Raw genomic sequence first — 23,173 nt, 5'->3', positions numbered from 1 at the left:
ACCATGAGCGACCCACGTACCACCCCGTCGATTTTCACTCGCGGCGCGGTAGACCTCAGCTCGCTGCGCAGCGCAGCGCCGGCCGGCGGGAACCGGCCGGACGGGACCCCGACCCGGGCCGGTGGCGGCCCGGCGACCGGCGCACCGGCGGCAGCCGGTGCCGTCATCGACGTCACCGAGGCGACCTTCCAGACCGAGGTTCTCGAACGGTCGATGACCACACCGGTGGTCATCGACTTCTGGGCCGAGTGGTGCGAGCCCTGCAAGCAACTGTCGCCGCTGCTGGAGCGACTCGCGGCCGAGGGCGGTGGCGCCTGGACGCTGGCCAAGATCGACGTGGACAGCAACCAGCGCCTGGCGCAGATGTTCCGGGTGCAGAGCATCCCCATGGTGTACGCCGTCGTCGGCGGCCAGCCGGTCGACGCGTTCGCCGGTGTGGTGCCGGAGGCCCAGCTGCGGCAGTGGCTCGGCGCCGTGCTCAAAGCCGGCGGCGTCACCGTCGAGGAGCCGGAGAACCCGCTGCTCAACGCCGCCGACGAGGCGCTGATGATGGGCGACCTGGACGCCGCCGAGCAGGCCTACCGGAAGATCCTCAACGAGGCGCCGGCGGACACCGCCGCCGAGGCCGGGCTGGCCCAGGTCGCCCTGGCCCGCCGGGTGCAGGGGGTGCAGCCGGCGGCCGCGCTCGACGCGGCGGCGTCGGCCCCGGACGACGTACCGGCCCAGCTGCTCGCCGCCGACGTGGAGGTGCTCGGCGGTCAGGCGGAGCAGGCGTACCAGCGGTTGATCGGCCTGGTCCGGCGCAGCGCCGGTGACGACCGGGAGACCGTCCGCAAACACCTGGTGTCGCTGTTCATCATGGCCGGTCCGGACGACCCGGCGGTGACCAGGGCCCGCCGGGCGCTGGCCAGCGCACTGTTCTGAGCCCCGCAGATGCGCCGGATCGCCGTACTGGACGCACCGTCGAATCTCGGTCTGCGACCGCCGACCGGGACGTCGGTGCCTGGCTGCGCGAAAGCGCCCGGCGCACTGCGGGACCATCAGCTGGTGGGTCGCCTCGGCGCCCGCGACGCCGGGTGTCTGACCCCGCCCCGGTACGACCCGGCGGACTGGCGACCCGGCGACGGGGTCTGCCACGCCGGGTCGATCTCGGCGTACACGATCGCCCTCGCCGGGCGGATCGGTGCCGTCATCGACGCCGGGGAGTTCCCGGTGGTGCTGGGCGGCGACTGCTCGATCCTGCTCGGCGGGGCGCTCGCCATGCACCGGCTCGGCGAGGCGGTCGGCGGGCGGATCGGCCTGGTCTACGTCGACGGGCACTCCGACTTCCGGCATCCCGGCAACGCCTCCTACGTCGGTGCGGCAGCCGGCGAAGGGCTGGCCCTGGTCACCGGCCGGGGCCAGCCGGATCTGGCGGGGATCGAGGGCCGCCGGCCGTACTTTCGCGACATCGACGTCGTGGTGCTCGGTATCCGGGCCCAGGACGAGTACCGGCTGGATCTGCAGGCGGCCGGTATCGTCACCCGCCCGGTGCCGGAGCTGCGCGCGGAGGGGGCGGCGCGCAGCGCCCAGTGGGCCCGTGACCAGCTGGCCGACTGCGCCGGCTACTGGGTACATGTCGATGTGGACGTGCTCGACCCGGCGGTGATGCCGGCGGTCGACGCGCCGGATCCGGGCGGCATCGCCTTCGCCGAGCTGGAACTGCTGCTCGCGGACCTGGTCGACACCCCGCACTGCCTCGGCGTCGAGCTGACCGTCTTCGACCCCGACTACGACCCGGACGGCAGCTACGCCGCCGACATCGTCTCGACCCTGGTGGCCGGCCTGCGCCCGGTGCACGCCGACCGCGTTCCGGTTGAGGAGACACCGTCACAGGCAGCCGATTCGACTGTTGCCGCCCCTGCCGAGCAGGAGACACCGGCGGTTGCCGGGCTGCGGCCGGCGGTGCCGCCTCCGGCGGTGACCTTGACGGTCGCGGATCGGAGCGCATCAAATGGTGGGGCGGCGAAACCCGGACGGCTGCGGCGACAGGCGCCGTCCCCGCAGCTTTCTGACGCTGACTCCACCGAGCCGTCGCCGCAAGAACCGCCGGCCGCCGAACCGCCGGCTCCGCCCGCCACCGACACGTGATCTGTTACCGCTGGGGAATCGTCGCGCCACCATGCCGGGGTGGACTAAGATGCTAGCTAACTGGGAGGTCTAGTCATGTCTGCCGAGGCCGTGCACTACAACATGCACGACGCCAAGACCCACCTCTCGCGCATCATCGAGCGGGTGGAGCGCGGCGAGGAGATCATCATCGACCGGGCAGGTACCCCGGTGGCGAAGGTGGTGCCGTTGGTACGTCGGGCCAATCGGACCGCGGTCGGCTCACTCGCGGGGCAGCTGGACCTGTCCGAGGACTGGGACTCGGCCCAGACCAACGCCGAGATCGCCGCCGACTTCGGCGTCGGCGCATGAGCTTGCTGCTGGACACCCACGTCGCGCTGTGGGCCATCACCGGCGACGCCACCCTCGGCGACGACCTCCTCGACCGGCTCCGCCACGACCCGGACATCTTCCTGTCTCCGGTCAGCCTGTGGGAGATCACCATCAAGCAGGCCACCGGAAAGCTCACCGGCCCGACCGACCTCGCCGAGCAGGTGCGGAACATGGGTTTCGTCGAGCTGCCGGTGACCCACGCTCACGCGATCGCGGCTGGTCGCCTACCTGCGCATCACCGAGATCCCTTCGACAGAATGCTGGTGGCGCAGGCGATCGTCGAGGGTGCGACGCTCGCCTCCCGCGACTCGTCGGTAGCGCTGTACGACGTGGACATTCTGAAGGTGTGACGAGCCGGTCGGATCGAGTCCGCCAACCAGGGGCCGCTGCCGGGGTCAGTCGGTGGCGAGCCCGCGCAGGAACCGCTCAGCGATCGGGACCGCCCGCCCGGAGCCGGAGCCGCCCTGCTCGACGAAGACGGCGAAGGCCAGGTCGCCCTGCCAGCCGACGAACCAGGCGTGCGTGTTCGCCGGGTCGTCGTCGTACTCGGCCGTGCCGGTCTTGCCGTGCACCGGCTCGCCCGGCACGTCCCGCAACGCCTGCCCGGTGCCGTCGGTGACCACCTCACGCATCATCGTCCGCAGCGCCTGCACCGCCGCCGGGTCCAGCTGCGGGCCGTCCGGCACAGCCGACGGCGGCGGCGGCTCGACGATGAGCGTCGGCTGGCGCCACTGCCCCCGGACGACCGCCGCGGTGGCGCCGGCCATCGCCACCGGGCTGACCAGCGTGGTGCCCTGGCCGAAGGCGGCGGCGGCCCGTTCCGCCGGTGGGCCACCGGCGGAGACCGCGCCGGTGAAGGCGGACACGCCGAGCCGCCATTCGCCTTCCAGCCCGAGCAGCCGGCCCGCCTCGGCCAGCCCGTCCGCCTCCAGCTGCGGGGCCAGCTCGACGAAGGTGGTGTTGCACGACTTGGCGAAGGCGGTCCGGAACGGCACCCGACCCAGCTCGAAGCCGTCGGAGTTGGTGAACGAGCGTCCGTCGACGGTGGCCGTCTTCGGGCAGTCGACCGGCGCGTCCGGGTCGACCGCGCCGGCTTCGAGCAGCCCGAGCGCGCTGACCATCTTGAACGTGGAGCCGGGCGGGACCTGCGCGGTCAACGCCAGGTTCTCCGTACCACCGTCGGGGCCGTTGGCGACGGCGACCAGCGCGCCGTCGCTGACCCGCACCGCCACCAGCGCGGCCCGCTGCCCCTCGTCGGCCAGCGCGGCGTCGGCGGCGGTCTGCACGGCCGTGTCCAACGTGGTCCGCAGCGGCTCACCCGGCTGGGCGTCGGCGCGGAACACCACCTCGTCGCTGGAGACGGTGCCGTCCGGGGCGGTCCCGACGATCTGCACCGAATACCCGGGTACGCCGCGTAGCCGCTCCTCGTACCCGCCCTGCAGGCCGCCGTGGCCGACCAGGTCGCCGACCTCGTACCGGCCGGGGTGCGCCTCCATGTCCTGCCGCTGCACCGGGTCGACGGTGCCGAGCAGTGCCCGGGCGAACTCCCGGGTGGGGGCCAGGTCCCACTCCTGCCGGCGGAACTTGGTGCCGGGCAGCTCGTAGATCCGGTCCCGGATCTGCTCGTACGCCTCCTCGCGCAGGGTGACCACCTCGACGAAGGCGTCCGGTTTCGCCGCGTCGAGCCGGTCCGCCAGCCCGGAGACGTCGACCGGCGGGCTGATCGCCGGTCGGATCGCCCGGAACGCGGCGTCGAGCTGGTCGGCCAGGGCGGCCGGGTCGTCGACCTCGCTGGGCTGTACGCCGACCACCACCACCGGGCGCGGCGCGACGATCGGTTGCCCGGCCCCGTCCAGGATGGCGCCGCGGGGCGGGGCGAGCCGGTTCAGTGCCAGCTGGTCGCCGCTGCCGAGCCGCTCGTGGACGATCGCCGGCTCCCAGATGATCTGCCAGGCGTCGTCGGCGCCCCGGCGTAGCCGGACCGACGTCGGGTAGCTCCACCGCACATCGCCAGGCAGCGTCCATTCGACGGCGACGGTGGCGGTCGCGATGTCCTCGGTCACCTCGGCGTCGCCGTCCGGACGCAGCTGCGGCGGCGTGTCCTTCAGATCGCCGACGAGGGCGGTCAGCTCCTCGGTGACGTCGGTGGCGGGCACCCGTTCGCCGGCCGGGGTGATGAAGCCGATGTCGGTGAGGTCACCGGAGTGCCATCCGTCGACGAAGGCCGCGACTGTGGCGTCCGGTCCGTCATCGGAGGAACAGCTGGTCAGTGTGGTGACGGCGAGTAGCAGCGCGATCGCGACGGTCGCCTTGCGGCGCATGCGACGGCCCCCTTCCGGACGCATGGCGGACACCGGAACGGTAGTACGTGCGCGCATGGACCGCTGTCCCCCGGGGTACCGGATGAACCGCTGTCCCGTTGCGTCCAGGGCATATCACACGACGTGGTCAAACGGTGTCGCCAAGCCGACGACGGGGGGCCGGTGTGCCGTCGGAACGACGATCCGGGAGGAATAGGCTTGGCCGAGGTTGACCCCACAGCGTGGTGGGGCCGAGGGGAGTCTGCGCCAATGAACCGCCGTCCGGTCACGAAGTCGAAACGCCAGGCCTCGGGCGGTGACGGGCAGCGTCGCCGGCAGAGCGCCGGGCCGCACCGCCAGTCCGAGCCGGATCCGGACGAGGTGTTCGACCTCCAGACGTTCGCGCCGCCGGAGTCGGCGCTGGCCGCCGTGGTCGACGACACCGACGACAACGGGTACGACGAACCGATGCCCAGCGCCGAGCGGCTGATCGCCCAGGCGGTGTCGCTGGCCGACACCGACCACGACGCCGCATCCCTGGTGGACCGGTTCTGGCGGTTCGCCGCCGACGAGGAGCTGGTCGGCTGCCGTCCGCAGGAGATGCTCGACGCCGCCCGAGCGCACCGGGAGCTGGCCGGGCACCGGCTGCCCGGCGAGTTGAAGCTGCGGCTGACCCCGCCCGGCGACGGCCGGCCGTACACGATCGTCGAGATCGTCACCGACGACATGCCGTTCCTGGTCGACTCGGTGACCGCGCTGCTGGCCGAACGGCACTTCGACGTCCATCTGCTGGTGCACCCGCTGGTGGTGGTCCGCCGCGAACCACTCGGCCAGCTCACCGAGGTGGCGGCCGACGTCGAGCCGGACGACGCGATCGACGGCGACCTGGTGGAGAGCTGGATCCGGATCGAGATCGACCCAATCCGGATCGCCGGTGACCTGGACCGGCTGCGCCGCGACCTGCAGCGGGTCCTCACCGACGTCCGGGAAGCGGTGGAGGACTGGCCCCGGATGCGGCAGCGGGCGCTGGCCCTGGCCGACGAACTCGACCGGGCGGAGCCCGGATCACCCGACGCGCCGCCGGTGCCGGAGAAGGACCTCACCGACTCGGTCGAGCTGCTGCGCTGGCTGGCCGACGACCACTTCACCTTCCTCGGCTACCGGGAGTACCGGCTGGTCGACAGCGGAGACGGGGACAAGGCGCTGGTCGCGGTGCTCGGTTCCGGGCTGGGCATCCTGCGCCAGGACCAGACCCGGCCGCGCCCGCTCACCTCGATGACCCCGCAGGCGGCGGCGAAGGCGTTGGAACAGCGGCTGCTGATCATCACCAAGGCCAACTCGCGGGCCACCGTGCACCGGGCCGCCTACCTCGACTACGTCGGCGTCAAGGTCTTCGACCCGGCCGGCGCGGTGGTCGGCGAGCGCCGGTTCCTCGGGCTGTTCTCCACCGCCGCGTACCGGACCAGCGTGCAGGAGCTGCCGGTGGTCCGGCGCAAGGTCGCCGAGGTGCTGGAGCGCTCCGGGCTCAGCCCACGCAGCCACTCCGGCAAGGACCTGCTGCAGATCCTGGAGACCTATCCGCGCGACGAGCTGTTCCAGATCCGCACCGACGACCTCTACCACGCCGTACTCGGGGTGCTGCGGATGGCCGGCCGCCGGCAGCTGCGGCTGTTCCTGCGCTCCGACGGGTACGGGCGGTTTCTGTCCTGCCTGATCTACCTGCCCCGGGACCGGTTCACCACGCACAACCGGCTGCGGATGCAGCAGATCCTGCTGCGCGAGCTCAACGGGGTCGGCGTCGACTACACCACCCGGGTCACCGAGTCGATGCTGGCCCGGGTGCACTTCATCGTGCGTACCGACCCGGCGTCGCCGCCCGCCGAGCTGGACCCGGACCGGCTCGCCGAACTGCTCGCCGAAGCCACCCGGCTGTGGGAGGACGACTTCCGGCTGGTGCTGGAACGCAAGCTGGGCGACGAGTCGGCCAAGTCGCTGCACCGGCGGTATGCCGACGCCTACCCGGAGGGGTACAAGGAGGAGCACACCGCGTACGAGGCGGTCCAGGACCTGGCCAAGCTGGAACTGCTGGAGGAGCCCGGCCAGCTGGAGATGCACCTGTTCCGGCCACCCGGCGGCGCCGGGGTCGACGAGCGGGACGTGCGGTTCAAGGTCTACCGGTACGGCGAACCGATGGTGCTGTCCGACGTGCTGCCGGTGCTGCACTCCCTCGGCGTGCAGGTGATCGACGAACGGCCGTACGAGATCGACCGGGTCGACCAGCGGATCTACCTGTACGACTTCGGGCTGCGGCTGCCGGTCGGCGCCCGGGCGATGGCCGAGGTCCGGCCGCACGTGGAGAACGCGTTCTCGGCGGCCTGGCGCGGTGAGGCGGAGATCGACGGCCTCAACGAGCTGGTGCTGCGCGCCGGGCTGACCTGGCGGCAGGTGGTGGTGCTGCGGGCGTACGCGAAGTATCTGCGCCAGGCCGGCGCGGTCTTCTCCCAGGAGTACATGGAGTCCACCTTCGTCGCCTACCCGGCGATCGCCGCGCTGCTGATCCAGCTCTTCGAGACCCGGTTCGCGCCGGGGCCCGACGTCGACGACGAGCGCCGCCGCCGGCGCGGCCAGGAACTGGTCGCCGTGATCGGCCGCCAGTTCGACGAAGTGGACAGCCTCGACCAGGACCGGATCCTGCGCAGCTACCTGACGCTGATCCTGGCCACCCTGCGGACCAACTTCTACCAGCGGGGTGTCGACGGCCGCCCGGTCCCGTACGTGGCGATCAAGCTCGACCCGCAGGCCGTGCCGGACCTGCCGGCGCCCCGGCCGGCGTACGAGATATTCGTCTACTCGCCCCGGTTCGAGGGGGTGCACCTGCGCTTCGGTGAGGTCGCCCGGGGCGGGCTGCGCTGGTCGGACCGACGGGAGGACTTCCGTACCGAGGTGCTCGGCCTGGTCAAGGCGCAGATGGTGAAGAACGCGGTGATCGTGCCGGTCGGCGCCAAGGGCGGCTTCGTGGTCAAGCAGCCCGGCGGTACCGCGCGCGGTCGGGCGGCGGCCGAGCCACCGGACCGGGAAGCGGCCCAGGCTGAGGGGGTGGCCTGCTACCAGCAGTTCATCTCCGGTCTGCTGGACGTCACCGACAACATCGTCGCCGGGCAGATCGTGCCGCCGCAGCGGGTGGTGCGCCACGACGGCGACGACCCGTACCTGGTGGTCGCCGCCGACAAGGGCACCGCGACCTTCTCCGACGTGGCCAACGCGATCTCGATCTCCCGGGGTTTCTGGATGGGCGACGCGTTCGCCTCCGGCGGGTCGGCCGGCTACGACCACAAGAAGATGGGGATCACCGCGCGGGGGGCCTGGGAGTCGGTCAAGCGGCACTTCCGTGACCTGGGGGTGGACGTTCAACGGCAGGACTTCACGGTGGTCGGCATCGGTGACATGTCCGGCGACGTGTTCGGCAACGGGATGCTGCTGTCCGAACACGTCCGGCTGGTCGCAGCCTTCGACCACCGGCACATCTTCCTCGACCCGGATCCGGCCGCGGCCACCTCGTACGCCGAGCGGCGGCGGCTGTTCGACCTGCCCCGGTCGTCGTGGGCCGACTACGACACCGGGCTGATCTCGGCTGGCGGTGGCGTGTACCCGCGTACCGCCAAGTCGGTGCCGGTCAGCCGGCAGGTCCGCGCGGCGCTCGGCCTCGACGACGGGGTCGACCTGCTCTCCCCGCCGGAGCTGATCCGGGCGATCCTGCGCGCCCCGGTGGACCTGCTGTTCAACGGCGGCATCGGCACCTACGTCAAGGCCTCCGGCGAGTCGCATGCCGACGTCGGCGACAAGGCCAACGACCCGATCCGGGTCGACGGCCGGTCGGTGCGGGCGAAGGTGGTCGGCGAGGGCGGCAACCTGGGGCTCACCCAGCGTGGCCGGATCGAGTACGCGACCGCCGGCGGGCGGATCTACACCGACTTCATCGACAACTCGGCGGGCGTGGACTGCTCCGACCACGAGGTCAACATCAAGATCCTGCTGGGCGGCGCGGTGGCCGATGGCGAACTGACCGTACCGCAGCGTGACGCGTTGCTCGTGGAGATGACCGACGAGGTCGCCGCGCTGGTGCTGCGGGACAACTACGACCAGGCTCGGGCCCTGGCCAACGCCTGCGCCCAGGCACGTCCGCTGCTGCCGGTGCACCGGCGGATGATTACCGACCTGGAACAGTCCGGGCAGCTGGACCGGGAGTTGGAGGCGCTGCCGTCCGACGACGATCTGGCGGAGCGGATCCGCGCCGGCGCGGACGGGTTGACCCTGCCCGAGTTCGCGGTGCTGCTCGCCTACGCCAAGATCTCCGTCGAGGGGCAGGTGCTGGCCGACGGGCTGCCCGACGAGGCGTGGACCGATCGGGTGCTGGTCGACTACTTCCCGACCCCGCTGCGCGAGCGGTACGCCGCCCGGATGACCGATCACCGGCTGCGCCGGGAGATCGTGGTGACCAGCCTGGTCAACGAGGCGGTCAACCGGGGTGGTATGTCCTTCGTCTACCGGACGATGGAGGAGACCGGGGCGTCGGCCGCCGACGTGCTACGGGCCTACGTGGTGGTCCGCGACGTGTTCGGGCTCGACACGCTGTGGGCAGACATCGACGCGCTGGACAACGTTGTCGGCACCGCCGCGCAGGTCTCGGTCTACCTGGAGAGCCGCCGGCTGCTGGACCGGGCGGTCCGCTGGCTGGTCACCAACCGCAAGTCCCCACTGGACGTGCCGGGAGAGACCGCCCGGCTGCGCGACGGGGTGTCCCGGCTGCTGCCGCAGCTGGGCGACTACTTCCGGGGTGACGAGCGGGAGTCGCTGCGCGCCCACGTCGACACCATGACCGGTCGCGGCCTGCCCCCGGATCTCGCCGACCGGGCGACCCGGATCATGTACAGCTTCGGGCTGCTCGACGTGGTGGAGACCGCCGCCGACACCGGCCGGGACGTGACCGAGGTCGCCTCGGTGTACTTCATGCTCTCGGAACGGTTCCGGGTGGACTGGCTGTTGAGCAAGATATCGCTGCTGCCGCGCGAGGACCGGTGGCAGACGCTGGCCCGCACCGCGCTGCGCTACGACCTGTACGCCGCGCTGGCGGCGCTCACCGTCGAAGTGCTCACCGCCACCCCGGGCGAGCTGGCGGTGCAGGACCGGGCCGAACAGTGGGAGCAGGACAACGCCAGCGCGGTGGCCCGGGTACGGCGGGCGATGGAGGACTTCGCCCAGTCGCCGGCCGACCTCGCCGCATTATCGGTGCTGTTGCGCCAGATCCGGACATTGGTTCGCACATCTTCGGCCAACTGACCACATCGGCCGGAAAAGCTGCATACTTTCGGCAGGGTAGACAGCGGCGTTTCCGGACAGCGGCATTTCCGGACGGGTGAACGGCTTCTCCATCAGGGCGGCGCGCGGGCCGCCCCGTACGGCAGGAGGCAGGCAGGATGCTGGACAAGCGTCTCTACCACCATCTGGTCAGCTGGCTGGGCCAGTGGCCGGCCGGTCGGGCGTTGCAGGTGGTCGGCTCGGAGCGGCGAGTCCGACCGGGCTGGGACGGCCGGCCGCATCCGGTGGTCGGCGTGGGGGCACCCGGCGGCGCGGTGCTGTCCGTACCACCCGACAAGGTCGAGGCGGTACGCGCGTTGGCCGACCTGCCGCTCACCGACCTGCTGGCCAAGTTGCCCACCGCGGTCGGCCGTCCCGGTTGGCGGGCGCAGCGCACGGTGTTCCGGTACTGTCTGGCGCCGGCACCGCTGCCCGACGCCGGGGACTGGATCGACTCCGCCGACGAGTCGTTACCGCCCTGGCTGCGGCAGTTCACCAACCCGGTACTGGTCGCCCGGGACGCCGACGGGACGTTCCTGGCCGGGGTCGGGCTGAAGCGGCACGACGCGCACGGCCAGGAGATTGCGGTCGGCACCGTACCGGCGGCGCGTGATCGTGGTCTGGCCCGCCGGCTGGTCGCCCAGGCCGCCCGTCGGGTGCTCGACGGCGGCGCCGTCCCCACCTACCTGCACGCGGTGGGCAACGCCGCGTCGGCGAAGGTGGCCTCGGCCGCCGGGTTCCGCGACCGGGGCTGGACCGCGTACGGCATCTCCGCCGACTGATCGAGCACCGGCGCTCCTGGCCCGACAACCGGGCCGGCTTCACCCGGTACGGGTGATGCCGTGCCACCCGATCGGCCGCGACCCTGCCACTGGGTGGAGGGAGCGGATCATGCCGCAGACGACGCAGCGGGCGCAGACCACACGGGCGGCCTCGGCGCGTGAACCGATGCCGGCGACGCGGGAGTTCTTCGACCGCCTCGGCCATAAGGAGAACGCGGCGCTGCTGCGGCAGATCTCCGGGACGGTGCGGTTCGACCTGGCACACGACGAACAGGTGGACTACTGGTTCGTCACCTTCGATGACGGCCGGGCCAGCCTGGTGCGCGAGCAGCGGGACGCAGAGAGCGTGCTGCGTACCGATCAGGAGGTCTTCGAAGGGATGGCCCGGGGCGAGATCAACCCGATGGCGGCGATGTTACGCGGCGACATCATGGTGCTCGGCGATCTTCGCCTGCTGATCCTGATCGAGCGGATGATGCCCGGCCCACCCGGTTCCCACGACCCACGCGCGTTCGCCCGGCGGGAGAGGACTGAGCAATGACCGAGGGAATGGTCAGTATCCTGGACGGTAACACCTTCGTGGTCAGTGACAGTCAGGGCGACATCGACGCCTCTCCGGCGGCACCCACCGGGCTGTTCTCGTTCGACACCCGGTTCCTGTCGAAGTGGCAGCTGACCATTGACGGTGAGCGGCTGTCCTCACTGTCGGTCGATGACCTGCAGTACTTCGAGGCACGGTTCTTCCTGGTGCCCGGCGAGCCGACCCACTACGTCGACGCCGAGATGTCGGTGATCCGGCAGCGCTGGGTGGGCGGCAGCTTCGACGAGGAAATAACCATTCTCAACCATGCCCAGGAGCCGGTGGAGCTGAACGTCCGGCTGGAGGCGGGCAGTGACTTCGCCGACCTGTTCGAGATCAAGGACGTCCGGAACAAGGTCGGCAAGCACTACGCCCACGTCGACCGGGACTGCCTGCGGCTCGGCTACCAGCGGGAAAGCTTCCACCGGGAGACGGTCATCTCCAGCAGCGAGCCGGCAGCGATCGACGAGCACGGACTGAGCTTCGCCATCGTCATCGAGCCGCACGGCAAGTGGATCACCCACATCAAGGTGAAGACCACGGCGATCGGTCCGGACGGTCGTGACCTGCGCGAAGGGATGCTCGGTCAGCACTTTGACCGGGCCAAGCCGGAGATGCGCCGGGAACTGGACGAGTGGATCGCCCGGGCACCTCGACTGTCCTGCGAGTGTGAGCCGCTCGCGTCGACGTACCGGCGGAGCCTGGTGGATTTGGCCGCGCTGCGCTACACCCCGTTGTCGCTGGCCGGCCAGTCGGTGCCGGCCGCCGGTGTGCCGTGGTTCGCCACCATGTTCGGCCGGGACAGCATCTTCACCAGCCTGCAGGCACTGCCGTTCGCTCCGGAACTGGCGGCGTCTACCCTGCGGCTGCTCGGCGGGTTGCAGGGCAGCAAGCTCGACGACTTCCGGGACGAGGAACCGGGAAAGATCCTGCACGAGATCCGGTACGGCGAGTCGTCGGCCTTCGAGGAGCAGCCGCACACTCCGTACTTCGGAGCAGCCGACTCGACCCCGCTGTTCGTCGTGCTGCTCGACGAGTACGAGCGGTGGAGCGGCGATGTCAAGCTGGTCCGGGCCTTGGAGGCCGAGGCCCGGCAGGCGCTGTGCTGGATCGACACCTACGGTGATCTGCTCAACAACGGCTACCTGTGGTACGAGCGGCGCAACGAGGAGACCGGGCTGGAGAACCAGTGCTGGAAGGACTCCTGGGATGCGATCTGCTACCGCGACGGCCGGCTGCCCGGCTACCCCCGGGCGACCTGTGAGCTGCAGGGGTACGCGTACGACGCCAAGATGCGAGGCGCCCGGCTGGCCCGCGAGATCTGGCACGACCCGGGGTACGCCGACCAGTTGGAGCGGGAGGCGGCCGACCTGAAACATCGGTTCAACCGGGACTTCTGGGTCGCCGACGGGGAGTACTTCGCGCTCGCGCTGGACCCGGAGGGTGGCCAGGTCGACGCGTTGTCGTCGAACATAGGCCACCTGCTGTGGAGCGGCATCGTCGATGTCGGCAAGGCCAAGAAGATCGCCAAGCACCTGGTCAGCCCGCGGATGTTCTCCGGCTGGGGGGTGCGGACCCTTGCCGAGGGGGAGGGCCGGTTCAATCCGATCGGCTACCACGTCGGCACGGTCTGGCCGTTCGACAACTCGTTCATCGCCTGGGGCCTGCGCAAGTACGGCTTCGTCGAGGAGTCGGCCCGGATCGCTGACGGGATCATCAACGCCGCGCAGTACTTCAACGGCCGGCTGCCGGAGGCGTTCGGCGGCTACGACCGGGCGCTGACCAAGTATCCGGTGGAGTATCCGACCTCCTGCAGCCCGCAGGCCTGGTCGACCGGGGCCACCCTGCTGCTGCTGCGGACCCTGCTCGGCCTGGAGCCGCAGGGTGAGCACCTGGTGGTCGACCCGGCGTTGCCGATCAGCATGGGCCGGATCGAACTATTGGACATTCCCGGCCGGTGGGGCCACATCGACGCGTTCGGTCGCGGCCGGATGGACATCCACCGCAAGGAGCGCCAGCCGGCCTGACGGGCCAGCCGGGCCTGACCGGCACACCCGGCGGCCTGGCCAGCGGGGCCGGCCGGGGCATCCGGGCGTAGGGTGTCGACCGTGCGGGTAGGGATTGTGATCTTGCCGGACGAGCCGTGGTCGGTGACGTCGCGCCGCTGGCGCCAGGCCGAGGAGTGGGGCTTCGACCACGCCTGGACCTACGACCATCTGGGGTGGCGGGACCTGGTCGACGGGCCGTGGTTCGACGCGGTACCGACGCTGGCCGCCGCCGCGTCCGTCACCTCCCGGATCCCGCTCGGCACCCTGGTCGCCTCGCCGAACTTCCGGCACCCGGTGCACTTCGCCCGCGAGGTCACCGCGTTGGACGACATCTCCGCCGGCCGGCTGCTGCTCGGGGTCGGCTCGGGCGGGCTCGGATTCGACGCCACGGTGCTCGGCGTCGGGCCGCTGCCGCCACGCGCCCGGGTCGACCGGTACGCCGAGTTCGTCGAGCTACTCGACCTGCTGCTGCGCACCGACCGGGTGACCTGGCAGGGCCGGTACTTCCAGGCGGTGGACGCCCGTAGCACGCCTGGCTGCCGCCAGCGGCCCCGGGTGCCGTTCGTCCTGGCCGCCAACGGGCCCCGGTCGATGGACCTGGCCGCACGGTACGGGGCCGGGTGGGTGACCACCGGCACCGTCTTCGACGATCTGGCTGCCTGGTGGGCCTCGGTGGCCCAGTTGGCGCGGCGGTGCGACGCGGCGTTGGACCGGGCCGGGCGGGACCGGGGCGACCTGCGCCGGTACCTGTCGCTGGACTCGGCACCGGTCTTCTCACTGACCAGCGCCGACTTCTTCGCCGACGCGGTGGGTCGGGCGGCCGCGCTCGGCTTCACTGACGTGATCACCCACTGGCCGCGCCGGAGCAGCTGGTACGCCGGCGACGAGCGGGTGCTGGCCGAGGTGGCGACCGACGTACTGCCCCAGGTGCGGGCCTGACTCTGCCCGCCGACCGCCGACGAGGCGTCGACCATCGACGGCGGGCCGCCCGCCGACAAGGCGTCAACCGGACCGGTCGGCGGGCCGTGGTTCGGGCAGCCCGGCGCCGGGCTGGCGGTCGGCCCGCAACGCGGCCACCTCGGCCCGCAGCGCGGCGAGTTCCTCGGTGAGCGCGACGACGTCGGCGCGGGTCGCCGGCGACTTCGCGGTGTCGGCCTCACTCGACGCCGCGGAGATGCGTTCCACGATCCAGCTGGCCAGCGAACCGGTGACGAAACCGATCAGGCCGATACCGCCGATCATCAGTGCCAGCGCGACGAACCGGCCGGTGCTGGTGATCGGGTAGTAGTCGCCGTAACCGACCGTAGTGATGGTGACCACTGACCACCACAGCGCGTCCGGATAGGTGTTGATTGCACCGTCTGGGTGGCTGCGTTCGGCGTCCAGCACCGCCAGCGCGGAGACGATCACCAGCAGTACTGTGGTGGAGCCGACGTAGAGCGCCAGCCGGCCACGGGCCCAGACCTCGGTGCGCCGGGTCAGCAGGAGCACCGCGGTGACCAGCCGGAGCATCCGCAACGGCCGGAGGATGGGCAGCAGCAGCACGATCAGGTCGAACAGGTTGGCGCGGACGAACCGCCACCGGTCGCCGGCCAGCCACAGCCGGACGAGGTAGTCGACCCAGAAGAGCGCCCAGATCACGATGTTGGCAGCGACACATGCCGCACGCCACCGCTCGGGCATCTGCGGGTAGAGAGTGGGCGCGGCATAGACGGCGAGGAACGCTACGGCGAGTACGGTCAACCCGGCCGCTGTCTGGCGCTCCCACCTGGCGGTTCGGTCCTCGCGGTGGGGGCCGGGCCCCGGATTCTGGAGAGACATGCCCGACAGGCTGCCCGATGGCGGCAACCGGCCCGCCACCGGCCCCGCCGCGACCTCGGTCGACCACCGGTCCGGGCGTGGGCGCGGCATCCGGCGCGGTGGTCGGCCGTCCGCACCGGCCGTCCAGCGTCGCCGGTGGCGGGTACCGATGTGGCGGCGCGGCGCCGACCGGTTCCAGCACCCGGCCCAGGTGATCGCCGGCGGGTTCGCCGCCGCCATCGCGCTCGGTACGGCGCTGCTGATGCTGCCGGCGGCGAGCCGGTCCGGCACCTCGCCGCCGCTGATCGACGCCCTGTTCACCGCGACCTCCGCGGTCTGCGTGACCGGGCTGGTGGTGGTCGACACGGCCGGTCACTGGTCGGCGTTCGGCCAACTGGTGATCATGGGCCTGATCCAGATCGGCGGACTGGGCATCATGACCCTGGCGACGCTGTTCACCGTACTGCTGTCCCGCCGCCTCGGCCTGCGGGCCCGGTTTCTCGCCCAGGCGGAGACCAAGACGCTGAGCCTGCGCGACGTCCGCCGGGTGGTGCGCAACATCGTGCTGTTCAGCCTGGCCAGTGAACTCGTGGTCGCGGTGGTGCTGACCGTACGGTTCTCGGTCGGCTACGACTACCCGTGGGGTCGGGCCGCGTACCACGGGGTGTTCCACGCGGTCTCGGCGTTCAACAACGCCGGCTTCGCCCTGTACGCCGACAGCCTGATGCGTTTTGTCGCCGATCCCTGGATCACCACCACCGTCGCGTTGGCGGTGATCGTCGGCGGACTCGGCTTCCCGGTGGTCTTCGAACTGCTCCGGTGCTGGCGCCGTCCCCGGCTCTGGTCGGTGCTCACCCGGATCACCGTGGTGCTGACGGCCAGCCTGCTGATCCTCGGCACCATCGTGTTCACCCTGGTCGAGCTGCGCAACCCGGCGACGTTCGGCCCGCTCGACGGCGCGCACAAGGTGCTGGCCGGCTTCTTCGCCTCGGTGATGACCCGTACCGCCGGGTTCAACAGCGTCGACATCGCCGCCATGCGGCCGGAGAGCCTGCTGCTCAGCGACATCCTGATGTTCATCGGTGGCGGCAGCGCCGGCACCGCCGGCGGGGTCAAGGTGACCACGGTCGGCCTGCTGGCCTTCGTACTGTGGGCCGAGATGCGCGGCGAGACCCGGGTCAACGTCGGCTCCCGTCGGGTGCCGGAGGGCAACCAGCGGCAGGCGCTCGCGGTGCTGCTGCTGTCCCTCGGCGCGGTGGCGGTGGCCACCTTCACCCTGCTCGCCATGACCCGGTACCCGCTCGATCAGGTGCTGTTCGAGGTCGTCTCGGCGTTCGGCACCGTCGGGCTGTCCACCGGCATCACCGCCGGCCTGCCACCAGCGGCCGACGTCCTGTTGATCGTGTTGATGTTCATGGGCCGGATCGGGCCGTTGACCGTGGCGTCGGCACTGGCGCTGCGGGAACGGAGCCGGCGCTACGAACTTCCAGAGGAGAGGGTCATTGTTGGCTGACTCACGCAACGAACCGGTGGTGGTGATCGGGCTCGGTCGGTTCGGCGGGGCGCTCGCCGTCGAACTGAACAGCCGGGGCACCGAGGTGCTCGGTATCGACGGCGATGCCCGGACCACCCAGGGCTACAGCGGGCAGTTGCCGCACCTGGCCACCGCCGACGCCACCGACGTCGAGGCGCTGCGCCAGCTCGGGGTGAACGAGTTCCACCGGGCGGTGGTCGGCATCGGCACCGACATCCAGGCCAGCATCCTGGCCACCTCGCTGCTCGCCGAGCTCGGCGTGGCGGACATCTGGGCGAAGGCGATCAGCCGGCAGCACGGCCGGATCCTGGAACGGGTCGGCGCCCATCACGTGATCCTGCCGGAGCACGACATGGGCGAGCGGGTCGCCCACCTGCTGACCGGGCGGCTGCTGGACTACGTTGAGGTCGACCGGGACTTCGCGATGGTCAAGACGACTCCGCCGCAGGACGCGGTCAGCGTGCCGTTGCGCGAGTCGCGGGTCCGGTCCCGGTACGGAGTGACGGTGGTGGCGGTGAAGAGCGAGGCGCGCGGCCCGGACGCCCGGTTCACCTACGCCACCCCGGACACCGTGCTGATGTACGGCGACATCGTCCTGGTGCTGGGCAGGATCGACGACGTGGAGCGGTTCGCCGAGTCCGGCTGACGCCCAGCGGGCGAGCGGTCAGCGGCCGGGCCGAGCAGTCAGTAGCCGCGTCCGGCAAGTGCGGTCAGCGGCGCGGCCGGCGGGCGTGGTAGACGAAGGCCGGCGGCAGGTTGCCGAGCACCGTACGCCCCATCACCACCTCCTCGAACCGGTCCCGCAGCAGTTGCCGGAACCGACGGGCCGGCGGGGTCTGCGCGGTCAGCACGTACGCGAACGTGGTGAACGCCCCGTCCGGTCCCAGCACGTCGCACACCGCACCGAGGGCGGACAACTGCAGATCACGCGGGAAGGAGACCCACGGCAGCCCGCTGACCACCACGTCGGCGGTGGCCAGACCCTGCCCGGCCACCAGTGCCCGGCAGTCGGCGGCGTTGCCGACGATCACCTCGACCTGCGGGTGCCGGTCGGCCAGCAGGCCGGCGAGGGTCGGGCTGAGCTCGATCGCCAGGTGCCGGCCCCGGCCGCCGAGCCGGCGCTGGATCACCCCGGTGAAGGCACCGGTGCCGGGCCCGAGTTCGACGACAACCGGGTCGCCGCGTTCCGGGATCGGCGCGGTGATCGCCTCGGCCAACCGCTGTGAGCTGGGGGCGACCGCACCGATCCGGGTGGGCGACCGGAGGAACTCGCGGAGGAACGCCCCGGCGTCGCCGCCGCGCCGGGCAGCCGGAACCGGCGCGGGCTGCGGCGTGGTGGCACTCTCCGACACGGGTACGGACATGAGGGGGACTCCTCTGCGCGGGTGCTCCGGCGAGCCGGGGAGACAGGGCATGCCTCGGGCCGGAGACACAGCATGCCTATTGCGGCACACCGTGTCAAAAGGGTAGCCGGTCGCGGTCAGCCGGTCGCGCTGAGCAGGCCCCGGAGCCACCCGGCCTGACCGACGTGCTGCAGGTCGTCGTTGGCCACGCTGACCAGCCGCGCGCCGAGGGTGACCGGCGGGTCCCACCGTTCGTCGACGATCCGGTCCAGGTCGGCGTCGGTCAGGCCGGACAGGAACCGCCGGGTCCGGTTGGCGACCGCCGTGTAGTACTCGACCAGTGCGGCGGCGCTCTCCGGCGCCACCGCCGCCACCTGCTCGGCGCTGTGCCCGTACCCGGTGTCCGCCGGATCGGCGGTCAGGCCGAACCGCCGCGCCCAGCCGTCGCCGACCCAGACCTGCGGCTCGCCGATCACCTCGGCCAGATGGTCGTCCTGGACCCGGGTCAGGTGCCAGACCAGCCAGCCGATCGGGTTCGTGCCCGACGCCGGTGACCAGCACAGCTGCTCCGGGCTCAGCCCGTCGACCGCCGCGTGGACCAGCTCGGGCAGCCGGTCGAAGGTCTCCACCAGCAGGGCGCTCGCATTCACCGTGCCTGTCTCCTCCCTGGGGCGTCGACGTCCCCGGTCCTGGGCCGTGGCGACCCTGCCCGGCCGGTCACGGCGGCCGTAGGCTATCAACGTGCCATGGCCCGCTACCTGCTGCTCTTTCCCGGTCGGCACCACGTACTCACCCGGTTCCAGGCCGACATCTGAGCCGGCTGGCCGCCCGCGAGGCTGCGGCGTCCGACGGGCCGTGCACCGTCGTCTGGGGGCGGTGACGTCGGCCAACCACGGCAACACCCGGCGCAACCCGGTGCCGTACCACCGGCGGGAGGCCGCGATCGAGCGGTTCAGCGTGCTGACCGGGCTGCGCTCGGTGGTGGTGCCGGTCTTCGACGTCGTGGCCACCGACCGGTTCGCCGAGGTGACGGTGAAGACCGTGGCGGCGGTGACCGGGCTGGAGCTGACCCCGGCGGACACCGTGCTGGCCTGCTCGACGCCGGAAGTGGCGGCGATGTACCGGCGGCTGGGATTCCCGGTGGCCGGGGTCGAGGCCGACGTCGACCCGCCGCGCCGCGCCCGTGGACGTGCTGCTGCGGTTGGCCGCCGGCGACGACAGCTGGCGGGACCTGGCCCACCCGGCGAGCGTCGACGTCTTCGACCGGTACGGGCTGGAAGGCCACGTCCGGTCGGTGGTCGATGATCCGGTGGTCGGTGCGGAGGGCGGGCTCACCGCGACCCGCGACTACCGCAGCTACGCAGAGGCATTCGCCGAGGCCGCCCGGCGCAAGTGGGACGCGGTACGCCGGTACGTGCGACCCGGCCGGATCGTCGACATCGGTTGCGGCGCCGGCGCGACCCCGGACCGACCTCGCCGGTGCCCCACCGGCTGAGGTCGCCGCGTACCTGCGCGGGTTGTCCACCCGGGCCCGGCTGGACCGGTTCGCCGTCGACTTCGCCTTTTCGTTCGATCATCGGCCGGTGGACGGGCACCGGGGGTCGTCGAGACGACGCTCGGCGCGGCGATGGATTTCCTCACCCGCGAGGACTACCCGGACAACTGGCTGTCGGAGACCCGCGAGCAGTTCTGCGGACTGGAGTACGCCGACTGGAAGGCGTTGCTGGCCGACGTCGGGTTCGAGATCGACCCGGCGAGCGGCGCGTGGCGTAACGACTGGATCGTCGACCACCGGCTCGCCCCGGTCGCGTCCCTGTCCGCCCCGGATGGTCGTCCGCTGGACTGGCCGGTCACCCACGTCCTGCTGGTGGCCCGCCGGCCGGTGAACACCTGAGCGGTCAGAGCCGCTCGAACGGTCCGGCGTAGCGGAACCGGCCCGGCGTCGGCGCAGCCCCGCCCAGCGGCCGGGCCTGGAAGTAGGGCCCCCACTGCGGATCGGGCGCGACGATGCCGAAGTCACTGGCCGCCCGCAGCCCGAACCGGCGGTAGTACGCCGGTTCGCCGAGCAGTGCGACGAGTGTCTCGTCGCGGGCTTCGGCAGCGGCGAGCACCGCGTGCATCAGCGCCGAGCCGACGCCGGCGCGTTGCCGGTCCGGGCGTACCGCCAGCGGGCCGAGGCCCAGCACCGGCCGGCCGTCGAGCTGCCCCCGGGTGCAGACCACGTGCCCGACGATCTCGCCCGCGTCGATCTGGCCGTCGACGGCGACCAGCGACAACGCCGGGATCCACCCCGGGTCGGCGCGAAGTTCGTCCAGCAGCCCGACCTCGATCGGCGTCTCGGCCACGGTCTCCGGTCGGTCGTCGGGCTTCGCAGGCCGGGTGAAGGCTGCCGCCACCACCGCCCGGACCGCCGCGACGTCGCCGGCTCGTTCCCGTCTGACCAGCATGGCCGTCATCCGATCAGCCCGGGCCACTGGCCGGCAACCGGATTCCCGGCGCGGCGCGGGACAATGGACGCGATGCCTATCGACCTGTACGACATCATCCATCGGCGCCGCGACGTGCGGGCCGAGTTCACCGGCGCGCCGGTGCCCGACGAGGTGCTGCACCGGGTGCTGACCGCCGCGCACGCCGCGCCGAGTGTCGGGCTCACCCAGCCGTGGGACTTCGTGCTGGTGCGCGATCCGGTGACGCGGGATGCCTTTCACGCCCACGTGCAGCAGGAACGGCGGATGTTCGCGCAGACCCTCGACCCGGTCGCGGCGGCCCGGTTCGCGCACATCAAGATCGACGGGGTACGGGAGGCCACCCTGTCGATCGTGGTGACCTACGACCCGCAGCGGGGCAGCCCGGCGGTGCTCGGCCGGCACGCCATCGCCGACGCCGGCCTGTACTCGGTCTGCCTGGCCATTCAGAACCTCTGGCTGGCGGCCACCGCGGAAGGTCTCGGGGTCGGCTGGGTCTCCTTCTACCGGGAGCCGTTCCTGCGGGACCTGCTCGCCATCCCGGCCGGCATCCGACCGGTGGCCTGGCTCTGCGTCGGGCCGGTCAGCCGGCTGGCCGACGAACCCGACCTGGAACGGCACGGCTGGCGGCGGCGCCGACCGGTGACCGACGCCCTGCACCACGACCGGTGGTGAAGCTCCGCGGAGCCCGCTGACTACCGGCGTTTGCCAAAACGGCAAGGAAGTTTGCCGCTACGCTGGCGGCGGCGGATCGTGGGTGCCGGAGGTGGTCAGGATGGCTGACAACAAGGTGGGGGAACCCACGTACCGGGTCGCCGTGGCGGTGATCGGCGGCGGTGCCGCCGGGTTGAGCGCGGCGCTGACCCTGGCCCGGGCCCGGCGGGCGGTGATCGTGATCGACGCGGGCGAACCCCGCAACGCGCCCTCGGCCGGCGTGCACGGCTTCCTCAGCCGCGACGGCATCAGCCCGGCCGGGCTGGTCGCCGCCGGCCGGCAGGAGGTCGAACGGTACGGCGGCGTGGTGCTGCCCGGCCGGGCGGAGGCGGTCGAGCGGGTCGACGGCGGATTCGAGATCCGGCTGGCCGACGGCCGTACGGTGGCCGCCCGGCGGCTGCTGCTCGCCACCGGCGTGGTCGACGAACTGCCCGACATCCCCGGGCTGCGGGACCGCTGGGGCCGCGACGTGCTGCACTGCCCGTACTGCCACGGATGGGAGATCCGGGACCAGCCGGTCGGGGTGCTCGCCACCGGCGAGATGGCGCTGCACCAGGTGCAGCTGTTCCGGCAGTGGACCTCGGACCTGGTGCTGTTCACCCACACCGGCGTCGACCTCACCGACGAGCAGGCCGAACAGTTGGCGGCCCGGGGCGTCCGGGTGGTGCCGGGCGAAGTCGTCGGGCTGGAGGTGACCGTCGACCGGCTCACCGGGGTACGGCTGGCCGACGGGACCGTGGTGCCCCGGTCGGCGGTGACCGTCGCCTCCCGGCTGCGGGTCGACGACCGGCTGCTGACCAAGCTGGGGGTGCCGGTGACCAGGCATCCGAGCGGGATGGCCGAACAGGTCGAGGCGGACCCGACCGGGCGTACCGCGATCCCGGGAGTCTGGGCCGCCGGCAACCTGACCAACCCGTTCGGCCAGGTGATGGCGGCGGCTGCGGCCGGCACGATGGCGGCGGCGGCGGTCAACGGCGAGCTGGCCGAGGAGGACACCGCCGACGCGGTACGCCGGCACCGGGCAGCCGCCGCCGGTGAGGACGACTCCGGCCTGCCGGTGCACCACGGGCCGGCGGACGTGGCCGCCATGATCAGCCAGGAGTTCTGGGACGAACGCTACGGCTCCGTCGACCGGGTGTGGAGCGGCAACCCGAACCCGCAACTGGTCACCGTCGTCGACAAGCTGCCGGCGGGCACCGCCTGCGACGTCGGTGCGGGCGAGGGCGCCGACGCGATCTGGCTGGCCGGCCGGGGCTGGTCGGTGACCGCCGTCGACGTGTCGGCGGTGGCGCTGGGCCGCGGTGCCGAGCAGGCGGCGACGGCCGGCGACGACGTCGCCGGACGGCTCACCTGGCAGCCGGCCGACATCCGTACCTGGGATCCCGGACCGGACCGGTTCGACCTGGTCACCGCCCAGTTCATGCACCTGCCGGACCCGGACCGGGCGATGCTGCACCGCCGGCTCGCGGCGGCGGTACGCCCCGGCGGCACCCTGCTGATCGTCGGCCACCACCCGTCCGACCTGGACGTGCCGGGGGTGCGCCGGCCCCGGATGCGGGACCTGCTGTTCACCGCCGAGCAGGTGGCGGCGGTGCTGGACCCGCGGCAGTGGGCCAGCATCCGGGCCGAGACGGCACCCCGGTCGGCCACCGACCCGGACGGCAACCCGATCACGATCCACGACGCGGTGCTGCACGCCGTCCGCCGACGCTGACTCCGGCCGGGTCCGACCAGAAGCCGGCGGCGGCGTTTGGCAGGAAACCGGTGGGGG

21 protein-coding genes are annotated in these 23,173 nt (G+C 72.0%); 16 read left to right on the top strand and 5 right to left on the bottom strand.

Annotated elements, in window-relative coordinates; genetic code table 11:
* The first annotated feature begins 3 nt into the window (after positions 1–3).
* From ACFHWT_RS04325 to ACFHWT_RS04310, 4 genes are all read left to right on the top strand, one after another.
* On the top strand, positions 4–924 hold the full coding sequence (locus ACFHWT_RS04325; protein WP_416593265.1) for a tetratricopeptide repeat protein: 921 nt from the start codon (positions 4–6) through the stop codon (positions 922–924).
* Positions 925–933: 9 nt separating this feature from the next.
* Entirely contained in the window at positions 934–2,130 is a 1,197-nt protein-coding gene (locus ACFHWT_RS04320) for an arginase family protein (RefSeq protein ID WP_416593264.1), read from the top strand.
* 75 nt (positions 2,131–2,205) lie between these two features.
* Positions 2,206–2,460: a type II toxin-antitoxin system Phd/YefM family antitoxin gene (locus ACFHWT_RS04315; RefSeq protein ID WP_416593263.1), complete on the top strand. Its 255-nt coding sequence runs from the start codon at positions 2,206–2,208 to the stop codon at positions 2,458–2,460.
* Positions 2,457–2,831 carry a type II toxin-antitoxin system VapC family toxin gene (locus tag ACFHWT_RS04310; protein ID WP_416593262.1) on the top strand — a complete coding sequence of 125 codons (375 nt, stop codon included), beginning with the start codon at positions 2,457–2,459 and terminating at the stop codon, positions 2,829–2,831. The genes ACFHWT_RS04315 and ACFHWT_RS04310 overlap by 4 nt, the downstream gene beginning before the upstream one ends.
* Before the next feature lie 45 nt (positions 2,832–2,876).
* Here the strand turns inward: ACFHWT_RS04310 and ACFHWT_RS04305 are convergent, their stop codons facing one another.
* A complete protein-coding gene (locus ACFHWT_RS04305; protein ID WP_416593261.1) occupies positions 2,877–4,802 on the bottom strand; it encodes a penicillin-binding transpeptidase domain-containing protein in 1,926 nt (641 codons plus the stop codon).
* 249 nt (positions 4,803–5,051) lie between these two features.
* Here ACFHWT_RS04305 and ACFHWT_RS04300 point away from each other — a divergent pair, with 249 nt between their 5' ends.
* The 5 genes from ACFHWT_RS04300 (at position 5,052) to ACFHWT_RS04280 (ending at position 14,485) form a co-directional block, all read left to right on the top strand.
* Positions 5,052–10,118, top strand: coding sequence for an NAD-glutamate dehydrogenase (locus ACFHWT_RS04300; RefSeq protein WP_416593260.1), 5,067 nt, complete (start codon positions 5,052–5,054; stop codon positions 10,116–10,118).
* A gap of 137 nt (positions 10,119–10,255) precedes the next feature.
* On the top strand, positions 10,256–10,918 hold the full coding sequence (locus ACFHWT_RS04295; RefSeq protein ID WP_416593259.1) for a GNAT family N-acetyltransferase: 663 nt from the start codon (positions 10,256–10,258) through the stop codon (positions 10,916–10,918).
* A 109-nt stretch (positions 10,919–11,027) separates the two neighbouring features.
* Positions 11,028–11,459 carry an SCP2 sterol-binding domain-containing protein gene (locus ACFHWT_RS04290; RefSeq protein WP_416593258.1) on the top strand — a complete coding sequence of 144 codons (432 nt, stop codon included), beginning with the start codon at positions 11,028–11,030 and terminating at the stop codon, positions 11,457–11,459.
* Positions 11,456–13,525, top strand: a complete 2,070-nt coding sequence (locus ACFHWT_RS04285) for a glycogen debranching N-terminal domain-containing protein (protein ID WP_416593257.1) — start codon at positions 11,456–11,458, stop codon at positions 13,523–13,525. The genes ACFHWT_RS04290 and ACFHWT_RS04285 overlap by 4 nt, the downstream gene beginning before the upstream one ends.
* Before the next feature lie 81 nt (positions 13,526–13,606).
* On the top strand, positions 13,607–14,485 hold the full coding sequence (locus ACFHWT_RS04280; RefSeq protein WP_416593256.1) for an LLM class flavin-dependent oxidoreductase: 879 nt from the start codon (positions 13,607–13,609) through the stop codon (positions 14,483–14,485).
* 63 nt (positions 14,486–14,548) lie between these two features.
* Here the strand turns inward: ACFHWT_RS04280 and ACFHWT_RS04275 are convergent, their stop codons facing one another.
* Positions 14,549–15,367: an ion channel gene (locus ACFHWT_RS04275; RefSeq protein WP_416593255.1), complete on the bottom strand. Its 819-nt coding sequence runs from the start codon at positions 15,365–15,367 to the stop codon at positions 14,549–14,551.
* On the opposite strand from ACFHWT_RS04275, the gene ACFHWT_RS04270 reads away from it, so the two are divergent.
* Positions 15,366–16,859 (top strand): TrkH family potassium uptake protein, encoded by a 1,494-nt coding sequence (locus ACFHWT_RS04270; RefSeq protein WP_416593254.1) that lies wholly within the window; start codon positions 15,366–15,368, stop codon positions 16,857–16,859. The two genes, ACFHWT_RS04275 and ACFHWT_RS04270, sit on opposite strands and share 2 nt — an antisense overlap.
* Positions 16,852–17,526, top strand: coding sequence for a potassium channel family protein (locus tag ACFHWT_RS04265; RefSeq protein WP_416593253.1), 675 nt, complete (start codon positions 16,852–16,854; stop codon positions 17,524–17,526). The genes ACFHWT_RS04270 and ACFHWT_RS04265 overlap by 8 nt, the downstream gene beginning before the upstream one ends.
* A 64-nt stretch (positions 17,527–17,590) precedes the next feature.
* Here the strand turns inward: ACFHWT_RS04265 and ACFHWT_RS04260 are convergent, their stop codons facing one another.
* Both ACFHWT_RS04260 and ACFHWT_RS04255 read right to left on the bottom strand, forming a co-directional pair.
* Positions 17,591–18,244 (bottom strand): class I SAM-dependent methyltransferase, encoded by a 654-nt coding sequence (locus tag ACFHWT_RS04260; RefSeq protein ID WP_416593252.1) that lies wholly within the window; start codon positions 18,242–18,244, stop codon positions 17,591–17,593.
* 116 nt (positions 18,245–18,360) lie between these two features.
* Positions 18,361–18,873 carry a mycothiol transferase gene (locus tag ACFHWT_RS04255; protein ID WP_416593251.1) on the bottom strand — a complete coding sequence of 171 codons (513 nt, stop codon included), beginning with the start codon at positions 18,871–18,873 and terminating at the stop codon, positions 18,361–18,363.
* Between the two features lie 226 nt (positions 18,874–19,099).
* Here ACFHWT_RS04255 and ACFHWT_RS04250 point away from each other — a divergent pair, with 226 nt between their 5' ends.
* The 3 genes from ACFHWT_RS04250 to ACFHWT_RS04240 all read left to right on the top strand — a co-directional run bounded on the left by ACFHWT_RS04250 (position 19,100) and on the right by ACFHWT_RS04240 (position 20,117).
* Positions 19,100–19,528, top strand: coding sequence for a hypothetical protein (locus ACFHWT_RS04250; RefSeq protein WP_416593250.1), 429 nt, complete (start codon positions 19,100–19,102; stop codon positions 19,526–19,528).
* Entirely contained in the window at positions 19,518–19,718 is a 201-nt protein-coding gene (locus ACFHWT_RS04245) for a hypothetical protein (RefSeq protein WP_416593249.1), read from the top strand. The genes ACFHWT_RS04250 and ACFHWT_RS04245 overlap by 11 nt, the downstream gene beginning before the upstream one ends.
* 132 nt (positions 19,719–19,850) lie before the next feature.
* A complete protein-coding gene (locus ACFHWT_RS04240) occupies positions 19,851–20,117 on the top strand; it encodes a hypothetical protein (protein WP_416593248.1) in 267 nt (88 codons plus the stop codon).
* A gap of 4 nt (positions 20,118–20,121) precedes the next feature.
* Here the strand turns inward: ACFHWT_RS04240 and ACFHWT_RS04235 are convergent, their stop codons facing one another.
* A complete protein-coding gene (locus ACFHWT_RS04235; protein WP_416593247.1) occupies positions 20,122–20,670 on the bottom strand; it encodes a GNAT family N-acetyltransferase in 549 nt (182 codons plus the stop codon).
* A gap of 78 nt (positions 20,671–20,748) precedes the next feature.
* Between ACFHWT_RS04235 and bluB the strand changes: the two genes are divergently transcribed.
* Together bluB and ACFHWT_RS04225 are read left to right on the top strand one after the other, a co-directional pair.
* On the top strand, positions 20,749–21,363 hold the full coding sequence (gene bluB / locus ACFHWT_RS04230) for a 5,6-dimethylbenzimidazole synthase (RefSeq protein WP_416593342.1): 615 nt from the start codon (positions 20,749–20,751) through the stop codon (positions 21,361–21,363).
* A gap of 100 nt (positions 21,364–21,463) precedes the next feature.
* The gene (locus ACFHWT_RS04225) at positions 21,464–23,116 is read left to right on the top strand and encodes an FAD-dependent oxidoreductase (RefSeq protein ID WP_416593246.1); all 1,653 of its coding nucleotides are present in this window, start codon (positions 21,464–21,466) and stop codon (positions 23,114–23,116) included.
* Positions 23,117–23,173: the final 57 nt, after the last annotated feature.

Origin of the sequence: Micromonospora sp. LOL_021, assembly GCF_048060215.1 — a bacterium.
In the GTDB taxonomy this organism is placed as follows: domain Bacteria; phylum Actinomycetota; class Actinomycetes; order Mycobacteriales; family Micromonosporaceae; genus Micromonospora_E.
This window is presented reverse-complemented; position numbering and strand designations above follow the sequence as displayed.

What these genes read in the sequence shown, in the direction of transcription:
- ACFHWT_RS04325 (WP_416593265.1), top strand. Translation starts at nt 4, where the DNA reads ATGAGCGACCCACGTACCACCCCGTCGATTTTCACTCGCGGCGCGGTA.
- ACFHWT_RS04320 (WP_416593264.1), top strand. Translation starts at nt 934, where the DNA reads ATGCGCCGGATCGCCGTACTGGACGCACCGTCGAATCTCGGTCTGCGA.
- ACFHWT_RS04315 (WP_416593263.1), top strand. Translation starts at nt 2,206, where the DNA reads ATGTCTGCCGAGGCCGTGCACTACAACATGCACGACGCCAAGACCCAC.
- ACFHWT_RS04310 (WP_416593262.1), top strand. Translation starts at nt 2,457, where the DNA reads ATGAGCTTGCTGCTGGACACCCACGTCGCGCTGTGGGCCATCACCGGC.
- ACFHWT_RS04305 (WP_416593261.1), bottom strand. Translation starts at nt 4,802, where the DNA reads ATGCGCCGCAAGGCGACCGTCGCGATCGCGCTGCTACTCGCCGTCACC.
- ACFHWT_RS04300 (WP_416593260.1), top strand. Translation starts at nt 5,052, where the DNA reads ATGAACCGCCGTCCGGTCACGAAGTCGAAACGCCAGGCCTCGGGCGGT.
- ACFHWT_RS04295 (WP_416593259.1), top strand. Translation starts at nt 10,256, where the DNA reads ATGCTGGACAAGCGTCTCTACCACCATCTGGTCAGCTGGCTGGGCCAG.
- ACFHWT_RS04290 (WP_416593258.1), top strand. Translation starts at nt 11,028, where the DNA reads ATGCCGCAGACGACGCAGCGGGCGCAGACCACACGGGCGGCCTCGGCG.
- ACFHWT_RS04285 (WP_416593257.1), top strand. Translation starts at nt 11,456, where the DNA reads ATGACCGAGGGAATGGTCAGTATCCTGGACGGTAACACCTTCGTGGTC.
- ACFHWT_RS04270 (WP_416593254.1), top strand. Translation starts at nt 15,366, where the DNA reads ATGCCCGACAGGCTGCCCGATGGCGGCAACCGGCCCGCCACCGGCCCC.
- ACFHWT_RS04275 (WP_416593255.1), bottom strand. Translation starts at nt 15,367, where the DNA reads ATGTCTCTCCAGAATCCGGGGCCCGGCCCCCACCGCGAGGACCGAACC.
- ACFHWT_RS04260 (WP_416593252.1), bottom strand. Translation starts at nt 18,244, where the DNA reads ATGTCCGTACCCGTGTCGGAGAGTGCCACCACGCCGCAGCCCGCGCCG.
- ACFHWT_RS04240 (WP_416593248.1), top strand. Translation starts at nt 19,851, where the DNA reads ATGGATTTCCTCACCCGCGAGGACTACCCGGACAACTGGCTGTCGGAG.
- ACFHWT_RS04235 (WP_416593247.1), bottom strand. Translation starts at nt 20,670, where the DNA reads ATGCTGGTCAGACGGGAACGAGCCGGCGACGTCGCGGCGGTCCGGGCG.
- ACFHWT_RS04225 (WP_416593246.1), top strand. Translation starts at nt 21,464, where the DNA reads ATGGCTGACAACAAGGTGGGGGAACCCACGTACCGGGTCGCCGTGGCG.